The sequence below is a fragment of the Anaerobiospirillum sp. NML120511 genome (assembly GCF_023050955.1).
In the GTDB taxonomy this organism is placed as follows: domain Bacteria; phylum Pseudomonadota; class Gammaproteobacteria; order Enterobacterales; family Succinivibrionaceae; genus Anaerobiospirillum.
Genome location: NZ_JALKIK010000006.1, coordinates 41,551 through 57,022 on the forward strand (window position 1 = coordinate 41,551; position 15,472 = coordinate 57,022).

Below are 15,472 nucleotides of genomic sequence, written 5' to 3' on the forward strand. Positions count from 1 at the left end.
GGCGCAACATCAGAGACTGAACTGTCACCTGACACTGTCATTTCCGATTGACGATCACTCAACAAAAATTGAGTGAAAGCGTAAGTACATGTTAATCAGTTTGCAGATTTATTTTCCCAAAATTGCCCAAAATTGTGAAACACAGCGAATTATCACCCTTAAAAATGAGATATAGCCCACAAATTCACAGCAAAACTGGTGTAAAAATCACTTTTTCCTTGATAACGACTGACAATTATGCCTGCAACAAAACTCACCCCTGACTCACCATAAGGGATCGCCTGTTTATCGCTTTTGCTCCATTTTGGCGCATTCACTTAACTGTCACTGCCCCTCCCTGCAATAAGCCCAACACAGACGATCTGTACCACAACAACACATATACCGTACGTGCAACCTATACCCCTTATCCTTTAAAAACCCAGTAGATACTGGATTTTCTTGAAATTTGAAACGTTTACGGAGCTTTGCAGGCCCTGCATGAAAATGTCCATTGCAGCTGGTTAAACAGCCTTGCAAAATTGATATCCATCACACTGTAAGGTGTCAAAAACACAGCACCATAACAGTGCAAAACACATAGAAAGCTGATATAAAAGGCTTTTTACATCTGTCATACAAGCTGAAAAGGCCGCATGCACATTTTTTGCAAATTTTACTGTAACACCTTACGTGCACTGTGCGTGCCTTTTTCGCAACATAAATCATGATAAACAGGCAGTTTTCACCCACAATTTTCCGTGCACCAATCGAAAATCCGGCCATATTGACGGTTATGTTCCCGGTATCATCTCTTCCCCGGATCTGCTATCAAACACCTCCCTTCGAACCCACAATCCAGGTTTTCACTCAACAGCGCCCGCTCTAATTTGCACCATCTGCCGCCCCGCTCAACGCTCACTCAACGATCACTCAACGTTCACTCAACTTTCACTTAACTGCGCCTCAACCAGGCATTCACTCCAAAAGTCCCCTCTGCGCAGCTGAACCTGCAGCTGGGAGGTGAAACCACCACACAAAAGCCGCCTGCAGACACTGCAGACCAATGGTTGAGCCCGCTCAATATGTCAGTCACAGGCTCACTGCGTCACGGCACAGCGCTCGCTCAATTTGTCAGTCACAGGCTCACTGCGTCACGGCACAGCGCCCGCTCATTGAGACCTCATTCTTACTTGTCCTGTCCGCATCTGCACCAGCCGCTCAACCAGCTCAGACTGCTCTTAAAGGGCAGGTTACATAGCTATTCCCCATAACAGTAAAGATATAAGAAGCAGACCTCCGGCTCTCATCAAACCTTTACTTACCTGCTGCTACTGCACTGTACTCCGGCTGAGCCGTGTACAGCATCCTGGCAGTCATACGCCAGCAATGTGAAGCTGTATTGTTCCAGTTGCAAAAGCCACTTACAGCATCTTAGATGAGCTGAGTTATGCCATGTACCTGTCATGGTTCTATGAAAAGCCAGGAGCGCAGTGATGAGCAGACAGTCAGTCAGAATATTACCCCCTGGATCCAGGGGCATAATTTGGCACGCTGGTACTGCGGACTGCATGCCTGATAAGATTTACCTTTGTTGCATCCGCGCTTTTGCTGATTAAAGGCACACAATCTTAAGCTGCGCTGCCCGCTATCGAGCTTGTGATAATTAGTTACCGCGCCAGTACAGGTCTTTTATTTACTGACAATTTAAAGTACATTACATGACAGGCAGCCTCTGCGCCTATTAATTCTCTCTGGATACAGGATGTGGCTTGATATGGGATTCTTTCATCTTGTTCAATCGCTCGTGCGCCATCGCATTACCTGGATATTACTGTTGCTTCTGGGTGTGATTCTGGAAAGTGCCGGCTTATATTTCCAGTACTACCTGCGCCTGCCTCCATGCGTTAACTGTGTCTATGAGCGTGCCTTCTATCTTTCCTTTATTGCTGCAGGACTGATTGGCTTTTTACGTCCAACCAACTTCCTGTTCCGCAACATTGCAAATCTGACCTTTCTGACGGGCAGCGCCGGTGGTGTCATCGTGGCCTTTGACCATATGACCTCCGTTTATCAGAGCGGCTTTGGAGCAGTCTGCAAGCTCAAGCCATCTTTCCCTTCATTTATGCCTCTTGATCAGTGGCTGCCATGGATGTTCTCACCTACAGCATCCTGCGAGCCTCTGGACTGGAGCCTGCTGGGCTTTACCATGCCTGAGTGGATTCTGGCCTCATTCTCCTGCGGCCTGCTGGTATCAAGCATTTTCCTGGTCAGCGAGTTTTTAAAGAGAAAGCGCAACGACTACGTCGATTTCTATATCTAAGACCAGAGTCAGCGCCTTGTCCTGTCACTAACAGCCCCGCCATATGGCGGGGTTTTGTTTTCATGGCCGGTCCAGCCACATCTCCCGCCACGCCTTTGCATCTTAGCCTGCCCCCGGCATAATTGACTGAACTTTCTGTGTTTTTGTCAGTCATAACATCAGTGTGCAACACAGCCATAAAAATGCGCTTTTCCCGAACCACTGTGGCCAGACATGGTTTTTATCTGCGTGTCCCACCTTCTCAAAGTGATAACTGCTTAAAGACTCAGCATTGTACTTTTCTGAACATGGGCGGCATCCCTGCCCCTGGCTATCTCTCCATAGACAGTTATCTGAGCTCTCAACATCTTATCGCAGCTCTGCCCTCAGACCTTTGCAGCCATTTGCATTACCTGCTGCACGACAGCTGCATCAGCTGCATGAATGAATGCACCGCCGCACCTCAAGCCTTTCAATGTCAGCCTCTTTGAGGCCTGCAGTAGAGCTTAAATACAGGGACTCTGATGAAGCGCAGGCAACCATCGTGCTGCACCGCAATCCACCCTCGTGCTGCACCGCAGGCAACCCTCGTGGCAAACCGCAGCCCACCTGGCGGAGGCAGGCTGCGCTGTGGCAGCCAGTGCTCTGGCTGTATGCGTAACAACCATGGACAGTCTGAACTCAAGCCCCTGCGCTCGGATACCTGTTGCATCCCGATCATCGATTTTCACAGCGGTAAATTTTCACGTCCAAAGCCCCGGGCGATCGCCTAATAGCTGTGCGTGTGCTAACATGCTTTGCACATGCAGATACCGGTAGAAGCTACTGTAAGCTGTCATGGGGACATTCTTACCAGATAACTCACTTAAGGTTACCTGTCAGACTGAGGTCCCTGGTTCTCTGACCATTCTTACGCCATGGTTTGGAACCGGGCACATTACCAGAATGCATTGGGCAGCACGGGCACGTCCCGTTGCCAGCAGGATAATCTGAGAGTTATCAGCACAGAATGAGGCTGAAACCCATAATGCAGGAGATTTAAATTATGGACGACGATGTCTACTACGAGTTTATTGACTCACCAGCAGGTGTCAGAACGCTTTGCAATCTGATTGAATCGCTGGGTGAGAATGACCTTATTGGTCTTGACACCGAGTTCATGCGCGTCACCTGCTACTATCCTGACTTCTCTTTACTGCAGCTGGCCATTCATGACTGCAACTATCTGGTAGATGTATGGATGCTTGAAGGTCAGGTTCAGCCCCTGATTGAAGCTCTGTGTCATACCAGAGCCATTGTGCTGGCCTTTGCCTGCTCTGAGGATATTGAGCTTCTTGCCCATGAGGCCCGCCGTATCAACTGCGACCAGATTCTCCCTGAGCGTATTTACGACCTGCAGCTGATGCTGGCTTTTTGCGGCCACAGCTATGGACGTGGTCTTAACTTTGCCCTGCAGGAATTTCTTGGTATTACCCTTGCCAAGGACTGCACCCGCTCCAACTGGACTCACCGTCCTCTGACCACTGAGCAGCTCAACTATTCAGCCCTTGATGTTGAGTATCTGGAGCCCCTGTTCCACAAAATCAGGGAAATCATCTCTGAACGTAATTTCGGTTACTTCATTGAGGAGATGAACTATATTCGCTCCCGTTATATCAGTGATGTCGATGAGGATAATGCCTATCTGGCCATCCCTGCCGCCGGTCTGCTCAATGAAAAGGAACTCAACGTTCTGCATTACCTGGCCCGTGAGCGCATGGAGCTGGCCCGTAGTGAAAACCAGGCATTAAACCGCATCATTACCTCCAAGTCCATGTGGCAGCTGGCCCGCTACATGCCACGTTCCAAAAAAGAACTGGAGCACCGTGGCGTCAAGCATGGCACCATCAGGCAGTTTGGCGATATCATTGTCAAATGGATTGCTCAGGCCCGTCAGGCTCCTATGTACCCTGATCTGACCATTCCTTATGACTACTTCTCCCATCAGCGCAGCATGCAGGAGAATTTCGAGGCTCTCAAGAGGGCTATCAGCAAGAAGCTTGAGAACAGCAATATCTGCCCTCAGGTACTGCTTAAAAAACAGCTGCTCAATGACTACTTCCGTGCCAAGGCTCTGGGACAGACTCCCCTGCTGCAGACCTCCTGGCGCCTTGATCTGTTAGGTCCTCTGGATGTTCCTCTTGAGCCCATGTCGCACAGTGCTGACAGCGACGCTCTGAGCGAACTGCCATCACCTGACTTTGTCTCCAACTACCTCAAGCTAAACCAGATGAGCGACAGCACCTACAATGCCGACGCTGCAGAGGCAGCTGACCAGGGTGACTCCTCTGATATTAAGAGCCGCACTCAAAGCAGCACCCCTTGACCTCATAATCACCAATAATAAAGGCCTGTTAATACAGGCCTTTATTATTTATATCAGGGCAGTAAGGCCCGATCATCAGGTTCAGCTCCAGTGCATATGGGGCTGCTGGAGCTCAAGCGCATGTGGCGATGCTGCATGGCAGGCCTGCACTGCCTTATCGGGGTGCTGCAGTGGCGTAGAGTTCACTGGCGTAGAGTTCACTGGCGCACAGCGGCGCAGCTGGCTAATTCCTGCTTAGCTGATAAAGGAGCCGCAGGCCTCATCAATGGCACGAAGCTCTTCATCAGTAAATGAAGTATTGCTCATGGCCTTGAGATTGTCCTCAATCTGAGAGACCCTGGAGACCCCTACCAGAACTGAAGCTACGATGCCATCACGCAGTACCCAGGACAGAGCCATCTGAGCAAGTGACTGACCACGCTCTCTTGCTATGTTGTTGAGCTTAACAATGACATCATGGTGCTCTTTGACATCGCTTTCCTTGAGGAAGCGGCCATCGTGCAGTACACGGCTGTCAGCAGTGATGCCATTGAGATAACGATCGGAGAGCAGGCCCTGAGCCAGAGGGGAAAAGGCAATAATGCCCTTTTTGAGCTCTGCGGCCTTTTCCTTGAGGCCATTGCGCTCAATGGTGCGATCAAGGATGCTATAGCGGTTCTGGTTGATGACAAAAGGAGTATGCAGTTCACGCAGTATGGCGGTGGCACGCTCCAGAGTCGGGCCGTCGTAATTGGAAAGTCCGGCATACAGAGCCTTGCCCTGATGGACAGCAGAGGCAAGGGCACTCATGGTCTCCTCAAGGTCAGTCTCAGGATCCATGCGGTGATGGTAGAAGATATCCACATACTCAATATCCATTCTCTTAAGGCTCTGATCAAGAGATGCCAGCAGATACTTGCGTGATCCCCAGTCGCCATAAGGACCATCCCACATGTCAAAGCCGGCCTTGGTGGATATGATGAGTTCATCACGGTAAGGACGGAAACAGCGGTTGAGTATATAACCAAAGTTGGACTCGGCAGCACCTGGCTCAGGGCCGTAATTGTTGGCCAGATCAAAGTGGGTAATGCCATGGTCAAAGCAGTAGCACAGGATATTGATCATGTCCTCCTGAGAGTTCTGATGACCAAAGTTATGCCACAGGCCCATACTTACAGCAGGCAGCTTCAGGCCGGAGTTGCCCAGACGGTTATATACCATATCCTCATAACGGGAATCGGCAGCACGATACATTATCAGCCTCCATTGAGCTAATCCCGGGCAGCACCAGCGCCCCCGGAGATATACACAATAGCAAATCAGGCCGCTCAGGCAAATACTCCCCCACGCCTTAGTGGTCCTCCCTCATGAAAGCAATGATCGCCACGACAAAGCAGGCTGACCGCCGTGACAGCACTGAACACCATGACAAAGCTGGACTGACCGCCGTGACAGCACTGAACACCATGACAAAGCAGGCTGACCGCCGTGACAGCACTGAACGCCATGACAAAGCTGGACTGACATCCGTGAGAGCACTGAACGCCATGGCAAAGCCGGGCTGACAGCACGACAGGACTAAACGCCGTGACAGCAAAGCATCTTTCCCATGGCAGCGCAGACCTTATACTTCATGTCGTACATATAATGTCTAAAGCTGTGACAGACTTTAAATGAGGAAAGCACTATCCCCAGCGCCACACCTCATTTAAAGACTGTCATAAGCAAGTTCCTGTGCGCTTCTGCCTCATTTATAGATTGTCATAAGAAAAGCCCGTCATGCTCCCGTATCAGTTAGATTATTGTTATAGCCCTCACTTACAGACTGTATGTGTGTGAGTAAGTGAGAGAGGGTGTGTGTATTCCTGATATAATTTATAAATGTTTTATAAAAGCATTTAGCGTATAACAGGATAGCTGACTGACTGGCGGGCGGGCAGGCTGGCTGACTTACCGGTGCAGCTCATAAGTGCTCTGCCAGCGCCCGACCCGGCTCAGATTAAAAAAACAGGTCCTGAAAAACATAAGAGCCCGTACTCATGTGAGTATGGGCTCTCTTGCTTATGGGGGGTTTGCCTTTTGGCAGGTGCTGCTGTGCAGCTGCTGGTACAGATTCACTGCAAGGCAATTGCTGCAGCTAATACAGCCAGACAGGGCTGCAGGTTCCGCTATGGCAGTGGCAACGCCAGCATCAGGGGCAGAGACCTGAACAGCAGCTGGCGGCCGGAGCTTCTGCCGTAAAGCCGGCTGCTGGTAAGGCTGCAGCTGTCATGACTTCTCGTTGAGAATCTCGAGGCGGGCTGATCCCTTCTCAGGGTCGCACAGGCACTGGTAAAGCTCACCAACTACAGGCTCGAGCTTTTCATCTATCTGGTAAGGATAGTTAACAATAAGCATGCCGCTGCCGCACATGCCGTACTCTTCCTGCTGCTCGCAAACGCGCAGTTCTACCTGCAGCAGCGGACGGTTGAGGCGGCGTATCTGCTGGGTCAGATTACGGGAGTGGTCATGAAGTCGGCCCAGTACCGGATACCAGATGGCAAAAATACCCTGCTCAAAACGTCCCAGTCCCTTCTTTACCGCATCTACAGTCCAGCGATACTCCTGCTCATTTTCATAAGGAGGATCGATAAGAATCACGCCACGCTTCTTGACAGGAGGCAGCAGTGCTGCAATGGTGTCCTGACAGGCACGAAACTCCACGCGCACATTGCGCTTGCGCTTGAAGATCTGCAGCAGGCTTTCGTACTCGGCCTTGTGGATATCATTGAGGAAAATGGTGTCGGACCTGCGGGCCAGAGAATACTCAATAAATGGGGAGCCCGGATACATATTGCCCTTATTGGCTCCCGGCTCACTCTGAGCCTTTTCCCAGGCCTGCCAGTACTCAGGTACCAGCTCCTTTAAGCGCTCATTTTTGGCAATTTTCAGCCAGCCGCTGGCAAATTCGCTGTTTTTGCGGGCAAAAGCCGAGGTCATGTCGTAGATACCGGCACCGGCATGAGTGTCGATAACTGTATAAGGCTTATCCTTGTCATTGAGGGCACGCATGATAAGACACAGCACCATGTGCTTAAGCACATCAGCATGATTGCCGGCATGAAAGCCGTGACGATAACTGAGCATTACCTGCTCCTCCCAGAAACATTATTATCAGACAGCAAAAAACAGTACAGGACAGTGCACGACTGGCCCCGAAAGAAATCGGCCGGACATGACAGCACAGGATATGACTGGACCCGAAAGAACACGACTGCATCTTGCCCCACAGGAGCACCGCAGGGACCTGGCCCTTGCAGCGCAGAGCACAGTGCGCCGTGTTCAGCTGCGCTTTGCTCCAGATGCTGCGGCGCTGCGTAAGCCGCCATGGCCATCCATATTGCCAGGTCCCATAGCTGGTTCTATGGCCAGAGGGAGACAAGGATCATGGCCCGGCCCATGGCATGGACAGCCAGCACCAGCACGGCGCCAGCATGGCGGCAGCTTGGCTCCTGCGTGGCAGCTGCGTGGCAGCCGCATTGCGCCAGCATGGCAGCTGCGGGCTTATCAGGCGTTCTGAGCCTCTTCAAGCTCAGTGGTCAGCTCCAGCCACAGCTCTTCGGCTGCCTCCTTTTCGCCCTCCAGGCGGGCGCGCTCTAAAATCAGCGCCTCAAGCTCATCCTTTTTACCCTCATAAAGAGAGCTGTCGGCCATGCGCTCATCAATTTCGGCAAGACGCTTTTCACAGCTGGCAATGAGCTTTTCCTGAGCTTCAATCTTGAGCTTCAAAGGACGCAGAGCGGCACGCTTCTGAGCCTCAAGCTGCTTTTGCTCACGGCTCTTGTAAGAAGAGGTGCTTGCAGACGGGGCAGCTGCTGCGGTCTGCTGGCTGCCGCCCCGGGCGGCATTGGCAGCAGCCTGCTGAGCCTCGCGGAACTCACGGGCACGGCGCAGCAGATACTCCTGGTAATCATTAAGATCGCCGTCGAACTCGCCTACCTTACCCTGATCAACCAGCCACAGCTTGTCAGCAATAGCCTCAACCAGATGGCGATCGTGCGATACCAGCACCAGAGCACCTGAGTATGAGGCAAGAGCTACAGACAGAGCCTCACGCATTTCCAAATCTAGGTGGTTGGTAGGTTCGTCAAGCAGCAGCAGATTTGGTTTCTGATAGGCAATCATGGCAAGAGCCAGACGGGCCTGTTCACCACCTGACATGGTACCTGCGTTGTCAAAGACTCTGTCGCCCTTAAAAGCAAAGGAGCCCAGGAAGGTACGCAGATCCTTTTCTTTGGCATCAGGATCAATGCGCCACAGATGCCACAGGGCATTCTGATCTTCATTGAGAGACTCAAGTTCATGCTGGGCAAAGTAACCAATCTTGATACCCTTGCCAATGGCGACCTCACCTGAAAGGGGCTGCAGCTCGCCTACCAGAGTCTTAATAAGAGTGGACTTGCCCTGACCGTTCTTACCGAGCAGAGCAATACGGTCGCCGCTGAGCAGCTGCAGATTGACCTTGCTCAGCACCACCTCAGGCCCCGAAGCAGTGCCGCCACCGGCACCCTCTGCGCCGGCAGCAGCGCCCCTGCTGCCTGCAGCTGAGAAATCATCAGGGTCATCACCTGAAGAGGCGCTGGCCCTGGCTCGGGCCGGATAACCGGCATTTAGATCCTTGAGCGAGGCAATCACAGCCGGAGTACGGTCAGGCTCAGGGAAGGAGAATGAAAATGGAGATTCTTCCTGAGTTACAGCTGTAAGCTGCATGCGATCCATGGCCTTCATCAGGGACTGGGCCTGCTTGGCCTTGGTGGCCTTGGCGCGGAAACGGTCAATAAAGCTCTGCATATGAGCCAGAATGGCCTCTTCACGACGGCGGGCCGCCTTCTGGGCACGGATACGCTCGGCACGAATGCGCTCATAGGCTGAGTAATTGCCCGGATAGAGGACTACCTTGCCCTCTTCAAAGTGCAAAATGTGGTCGGCAAAGCTGTCCAGGAAGTCACGATCGTGGGAAATACAAAGCAGGGTGCCTTCGTAATTTTTAAGATAGTTCTGCAGGAACAGTACTGTGTCCAGATCAAGGTGGTTGGTAGGCTCGTCAAGCAGGAGCAGATCTGATTTGTAAATCAGAGCCTGAGCAAGGTTAAGACGCATACGCCAGCCACCGGAAAACTCACGTACCGGACGGTCAAGCTCATCAGGACCAAAACCAAGGCCCAGCAGCAGGGCGCCGGTACGGGCCTTTAAGGTCCAGTAACCGGCAAGACCCAGCTCATCTTCAATAAGAGCTATCTTTTCACCATCATTGCTGTCCCAGGCGCGGCTGCGGCGCTCAAGCAGCTCATTTACTGTCTTGTCGCCCTGCATTACATAATCAAGGGCTGAGATCTCAAGAGCCGGTGTCTTCTGAGCTACGGTGGCTGTCTTGAGATTGCGCGGCATGCCTATGCTGCCCTGCTCAGGAGCAACCTCACCCTGCAAGGCAGCAAACAGAGTTGATTTGCCACAGCCGTTACGACCGATAATGCCCACTTTCTGTCCTGAAAGTATGGTTGCTGTAGCGTTTTCAATGAGCACACGGGTGCCACGCATTATTGTCAGATCTTGCAGGGAAATCATAAACCGGAACCACTTATGGCCCGTCAGCTCCACGGGACAGCCAGCAGACATTTACCTGCCGGATTCCCTGATTACGCTGAACGCGCCTTGCCTGAAAATACGGAAAAAATCGCGCCCATTATAGCGCAACGGGGCCTGCCCGCCTAATCACAGAAGGTGACAGGCGGGCAGGCCCCGCAAAGTATCAGTGGCTGTTATAAGGACAGCCTGTCAGACGCCAGAGCATCATGCCAGACAGCTGCTCTGGCGTCTGCCCCGGCATAAGCTCAGGCGTCTGCCTTGGCATCACCCCATGCAGCTGCAACAGAAGCCGAGTCAGCAGCTGCAGCCTCAGGCGCTCCGTTCAGGAGCACCATGGGACGCTGCTGCTGTGAGCCGCACGCTTAATTGTGCAGACGACGGTAGGTCTGGCTTAAGGTAATGCCATCCTCAGTACGGATAATACGCAGAGTGAGAGCAGCCTTGTCGCCGGTCTTCTTTACCTGGGACACTACCAGATAAGGAATGGAGGAGGCACGGCACTGATGAATAAGGCTTGGAAGAATAGTGGCTGAACCAATGTTCTGCGAAATGATGTTATTGAGATTTACCGTAGCCGGTACCACCTTGAACAGAGTACTGTCAGACAGTCCGTCCTGAAGAGCTGAGCTCAGATCACGCATGCAGTCCTGGTACTCACTGTCAATAATGGTTGGTGCCACGTAGATATTGCCACCTTCATTGCGCAGACGGGCTGCCAGATCCTTAATCAGAGCACGGGCTACACCGCTGGCCTCAAGGTTCATCTGAGGGGCGCATGAGGCTGAACCCAGCTCGGATTCGGAGCTGTAGGCCGGTACCTGAGATGGCATGCCGCCCTGGCCTGCAACTCCAGCCACGCCCGCCCCGGCAGCTCCACTGGCGCCTGCCACTGTCACTCCAGCCTGATGAGCGGTGTTGTCCTCATCAAGGTCGGTAATAAAAGGGGCCTGCTCGTCAGACTCGGAGAGCTGTACCTCCTTAACTGAAGTGTAAGGGTCTGCAGCTCCCAGCAGAGCATTGTGGGACTGAGGAGCATTTTCCAGACGATCGGCAAGGGAAACACCCTGACGTACCGCTCTTGGATTGGACTGCATGTTTACCGGACCGCCGGCATCAGATGACAGCTCGCTTAGCAGCTGGGCATCAGACATCTGCGGCTCCTGAGCCTGCTGCTCTTTGGCCGCTGCGTCCTGAGCTGCCGGACGCTTCCCGTCCTCGCCAAAAGAAGTCAGATCATTAATGCTCTGGCAGCCGCTCATGCCAGCACCGAGCACAAATGCGGCACAGACCAGTCCTAATGTCACTTTTTGCACGACAGTTTTTCCTCAAACACAAATAATATCCACCACAGCGCACCATAACCACCCGCGCCCCATGCCTGCCCCGGCACAGTCCAGCACCTGCCCAGTACCAGCTCTACAGGCATATCAGGCCAGACCGGCATTCAGGCACAATCTGGCCTGAAGCTGACCATCATACTGTACTGTCAGGCCCTGCAAGGCAGGACAGCACCGGGTCAGGTCTGCTCACTGACTTGAGCCCTGGCCCGACAGGCAGACAATACCTGCTCAGGTAAGCGCGGCTTTTCAGCCCGGGCTGTCCAGAGCAGCATGCCTTATCAGCCCGGCAGGCCCAGGGCTGCATGGTTTTTCAGCACAGGCCGCCCAGGACAGTATGGCATTTAAGCACGGGAGACCCAGGGCTGCATGGTCCTTATCAGCCAGGGAAGCCCAAGCCGCCTAACTTGCCACCGGCCAGCAGATGCATGTGGATGTGGTAAACCTCCTGACCACCATCAGGACCGCAGTTGACGATCAGACGGTAGCCGGACTTCTCAACACCCAGCTCAGTGGCGATTTTACGGGCTACAGTGAAAAGATGGCCCATTACAGCCTCATCTTCAGGCTCAACATCAGAGACAGTAGGAATTGGCTTGTTAGGCACGATAAGAATGTGGTTTTCAGCCTTTGGGCTGATGTCCTTAAAGGCAGTGACAGTGTCGTCACGGTACACAATCTCAGAAGGAATTTCACCCTTGATAATCTTTTCAAAAATGGTTGGTTCAGCCATGGTTATTACCTTAATTTTTCCAAGTATCCACCCTTTGCCTTAGATTACACCTGGTCAAAGCACAGCCCCGGAAGCGCCGCCTGACGCCGCAGGTCGCGCTCCCGCTGTCCTGCAGGACAGCTCTGTAAGACCAGCTCCAGCAAGGCCATGAAAACCTGGCAGTTAAGGCATCAGCTGCCCGCAGCACAGACAAATGGTGCCAGGGGAGCACGCCGGGTGGGAAGCAAAAGAATACTGAGCGCAGCAGCGCCCGGGCCGGCATTCAGTCCCTTTATGGGGATGCGACCTTACAGTCGCTGCCGGGCCTTTCAGGTCTGTGCGCATGGGGCAGCAGCGCTGCCATGCATAAAGCTCATAAGAGTGATGCTGCATCATACACAGCCTCAGGAGGCTCAGACGCGGCGCCATCGCACGAGCATGCGCCCCACATTATAGCAAAGCACATAATGCCCGGCCCCCGCTGCACCGGCCCGGAACCGCCGCCGCCGCGTGCCCGCTCAGGGCACAGTGCGGCGCCTCCTCCATAACGGCCTGGTGCACGCAACCTGCATTACAGGCATACAGCTTGTCTGTACTCATGACCTGCCTGCACATTGAGCTTGCCTGTGCTGATTCAGGACTGCAAGCTCAGCCTCACCGCCTGCCCTCCTCAGCCGGCCTGACACAGTTTGCGCTGCAGCCCGTATCAGTAACTTTTGCCTGCGTATGGTTACGAAGTATGCTTTTGGCAACATAAACTGCCCCAAATGAACGGGCAGAATGACAGGATATAACGCACTTTTGCCTGACGCTCAATCAGCCCGTGCGCCACTGTTTTATCGCCCTTTAGGGCGGTTGCATCATGTTTTTTAAATCATGCGTAATTTTGTTATATAACGGCAGGGGCGGGTTCGCCTGAGGGACTTGACATACGGGCTCTGTGGCTGAAGATGCGACCACTGTGGGAAAACAGATGCAGGTTCACTTATAAGCAAGGGCTGACAGACAGGGAGCGTGCATGCCCGGTGGGGGTCAGCTCTTCTGGCCCTGCAGCCCCCTTAATATGGCGGTCAGCTGCGGGCTGTGAGGCTAAGAATGTGGACAGTTGCTGCCTGGTGCTTAATGTGCGGGCACATTATTTTTTGCAAAAATTTAATCAACACTCAGGACCCCATATACAGGGCATTTGGTGAAATGACAGGGCCATTTTATGAGCTTTGGGCGTCCTGGAATTTGCCATGGGCATTTGCTACCATGAGCCCGCCGGACAAATAATATTTATCATCTGTACGGCAACGCTGCCGTGAAAACGGCACTGGTTATCCATTGTTTCTTGCAAAGGACAGAGTTCATGGTCACTAGACTTAAGCCCGTCAATGGCGTAGTTGGTGAAGGCGTCAAGTTTGATCGCATTCGCCGCATTACCGGTTATCTCGTAGGCACACTTGACCGTTTCAATGATGGCAAGCGCGCCGAAGAGCACGACCGCGTAAAGCACAGCTTCAACAAAGTCAGCTGACAGGTTTGCGCACTCAGCTCCGGGACCGCAGCTCATGGTAAGTTCAGAGGGCTTAACAGTCTCCCTGTCAAATACTGTCAACTGCGCGCCCGGCGTCCTCTGAAAGCATCCTTTGCATACCTGCAGCAGCCTTAAGGCAGCTGCAGGCCAGGACCTGGCTCCAGGTAAAGGGCTGAACATTCAGCCTGAAACCTGGGAGACAGCCCCCAGGCAAAGGCAAGGGCTCTGTGGACAGATTTTAACTGCCCCGGCCTGCCGCTTTCAGTAATCAGAAGGTCTCCTGATACGGTATTAATGCCGCTTCAGGAGACCTTTTGTCATTTCCGGGCCGCCCTTTTGCGCTACAATGCATCAGCCCTCCGCCCGGACAGCCCTGCAGCCATGCCTGCAGAGCATACAGCACCGCCGCTGCATGCGCCCCTGTACATGTGCCCGAACTGGTCCCTGGCTCAGACCAGGCGTGCATGGTCGTGCACATGGCCTGAGGGCAGTACCTTAATGTTTGAAAACTCCTGGAGCAATTAACAGCATATGACCTTTTTAGTTGATTCCCATTGCCATCTGGCATCCCTGACCTTTGAGGGCAAGGGACCAAAATCTCTTGGCGAGGCCATGGCCCGTGCCCGTGGCTGTGGTGTAACCCATATGCTTTCTGTTGCCTGCACCATTGAAGATTATGATCGCATGATGAAGATCATTGAGCCTTATGACGGTATCTTCAATTCCTGCGGCATTCATCCTCTCAATCTTGAGGAGGCAGGCAACTGGACTGAAGAGCAGCTGCTTGAGTGCCTCAAGCACGAAAAGTGTATTGCCCTTGGTGAAACTGGCCTTGATTACTTCTATGCATCTGAGACCCGTGATGCCCAGCTGGACTCCTTTGCCCGTCAGATTGACCTTGCCAATGAGGTCAAAAAGCCGCTGATTATCCATGCCCGCTCAGCCCATCACGACACAGTGGCTCTGATGCGTGAGCATAATGCCCGTGACTGTGGCGGCGTTATGCACTGCTTCTGCGACGGAGTGGAAATGGCCCGTGAGTGCCTTGATCTGGGCTTTTACATCTCATTTTCCGGCATTGCCACTTTCAAGGCCGCTGACAATGTCCGTGAGGTGCTTGAGTATGTGCCTCTGGATCGCATCATGGTGGAAACCGACTGCCCATACCTGGCTCCGGTACCGGTACGCGGCATGGACAATGAGCCGGCCTTTGTCCGCTACACTCTTGAGTTTGTTGCTGACTTCAAGAAAACCGCCCCTTCAGAAATGGCCCGCATTACCTCCGAAAACTTCCAGAGGTGCTTCAATGTCACATTAAGCGAGCCATCAGCTGACAACATCCCGGAAAAGGACGTCTCCACCTACAAGATTGACTCCCTTTTTGGCAAAGGCTGGCCTTGCTGACCGTTCCCATGGCCCAGCAGTCCTGATCTGCCAAAGCATGCAGCGCCTGCACACCTGGGCTCCCGGACAGGACCGGCCCAGCATCCGGCTGCTGCCGGGCGCCACAGCGCTCACCAGCCCTGCCAGGAAAGATCCCCTACCTGGTGCCTGGCAGTACCTGGCTGAAAGGAAAAATAAGGCCCCTGGACCTTGCGGTTCAGGGGCCTTGATCATTGCAGGCAAATACAAATCTGTCATAAGGCAGCGCCGG

9 protein-coding genes are annotated in these 15,472 nt (G+C 53.1%); 4 read left to right on the plus strand and 5 right to left on the minus strand.

Annotated features, from left to right (window positions below; translation table 11 throughout):
* The first annotated feature begins 1,756 nt into the window (after positions 1–1,756).
* Positions 1,757–2,302, plus strand: a complete 546-nt coding sequence (dsbB, locus tag MXE39_RS02945) for a disulfide bond formation protein DsbB (RefSeq protein ID WP_246978193.1) — start codon at positions 1,757–1,759, stop codon at positions 2,300–2,302.
* A gap of 1,024 nt (positions 2,303–3,326) precedes the next feature.
* On the plus strand, positions 3,327–4,646 hold the full coding sequence (locus MXE39_RS02950) for an HRDC domain-containing protein (protein WP_246978194.1): 1,320 nt from the start codon (positions 3,327–3,329) through the stop codon (positions 4,644–4,646).
* A gap of 234 nt (positions 4,647–4,880) precedes the next feature.
* Here MXE39_RS02950 and MXE39_RS02955 read toward each other — a convergent pair whose 3' ends face one another.
* From MXE39_RS02955 to MXE39_RS02975, 5 genes are all read right to left on the minus strand, one after another.
* Positions 4,881–5,879: an aldo/keto reductase gene (locus MXE39_RS02955; protein ID WP_246978195.1), complete on the minus strand. Its 999-nt coding sequence runs from the start codon at positions 5,877–5,879 to the stop codon at positions 4,881–4,883.
* Positions 5,880–6,893: 1,014 nt separating this feature from the next.
* Entirely contained in the window at positions 6,894–7,751 is an 858-nt protein-coding gene (gene rlmJ, locus MXE39_RS02960) for a 23S rRNA (adenine(2030)-N(6))-methyltransferase RlmJ (protein ID WP_246978196.1), read from the minus strand.
* Positions 7,752–8,171: 420 nt separating this feature from the next.
* Positions 8,172–10,229, minus strand: coding sequence for an ATP-binding cassette domain-containing protein (locus tag MXE39_RS02965; protein WP_246978197.1), 2,058 nt, complete (start codon positions 10,227–10,229; stop codon positions 8,172–8,174).
* Between the two features lie 383 nt (positions 10,230–10,612).
* Complete coding sequence (locus MXE39_RS02970; protein ID WP_246978198.1) at positions 10,613–11,563, minus strand: hypothetical protein; 951 nt, start codon at positions 11,561–11,563, stop codon at positions 10,613–10,615.
* Positions 11,564–11,966: 403 nt separating this feature from the next.
* Positions 11,967–12,320: a histidine triad nucleotide-binding protein gene (locus MXE39_RS02975; RefSeq protein ID WP_246978199.1), complete on the minus strand. Its 354-nt coding sequence runs from the start codon at positions 12,318–12,320 to the stop codon at positions 11,967–11,969.
* A gap of 1,330 nt (positions 12,321–13,650) precedes the next feature.
* Between MXE39_RS02975 and nrdD the strand changes: the two genes are divergently transcribed.
* Both nrdD and MXE39_RS02985 read left to right on the plus strand, forming a co-directional pair.
* Positions 13,651–13,818, plus strand: a complete 168-nt coding sequence (gene nrdD, locus MXE39_RS02980) for an anaerobic ribonucleoside-triphosphate reductase (protein ID WP_246978200.1) — start codon at positions 13,651–13,653, stop codon at positions 13,816–13,818.
* A gap of 531 nt (positions 13,819–14,349) precedes the next feature.
* Positions 14,350–15,222 (plus strand): TatD family hydrolase, encoded by an 873-nt coding sequence (locus tag MXE39_RS02985; RefSeq protein ID WP_246978201.1) that lies wholly within the window; start codon positions 14,350–14,352, stop codon positions 15,220–15,222.
* Positions 15,223–15,472 lie beyond the last annotated feature (250 nt).

Coding starts and splice junctions, on each gene's coding strand:
- dsbB (WP_246978193.1), top strand. CDS start 1,757: ATGGGATTCTTTCATCTTGTTCAATCGCTCGTGCGCCATCGCATTACC.
- MXE39_RS02950 (WP_246978194.1), top strand. CDS start 3,327: ATGGACGACGATGTCTACTACGAGTTTATTGACTCACCAGCAGGTGTC.
- MXE39_RS02955 (WP_246978195.1), bottom strand. CDS start 5,879: ATGTATCGTGCTGCCGATTCCCGTTATGAGGATATGGTATATAACCGT.
- rlmJ (WP_246978196.1), bottom strand. CDS start 7,751: ATGCTCAGTTATCGTCACGGCTTTCATGCCGGCAATCATGCTGATGTG.
- MXE39_RS02965 (WP_246978197.1), bottom strand. CDS start 10,229: ATGATTTCCCTGCAAGATCTGACAATAATGCGTGGCACCCGTGTGCTC.
- MXE39_RS02975 (WP_246978199.1), bottom strand. CDS start 12,320: ATGGCTGAACCAACCATTTTTGAAAAGATTATCAAGGGTGAAATTCCT.
- nrdD (WP_246978200.1), top strand. CDS start 13,651: ATGGTCACTAGACTTAAGCCCGTCAATGGCGTAGTTGGTGAAGGCGTC.
- MXE39_RS02985 (WP_246978201.1), top strand. CDS start 14,350: ATGACCTTTTTAGTTGATTCCCATTGCCATCTGGCATCCCTGACCTTT.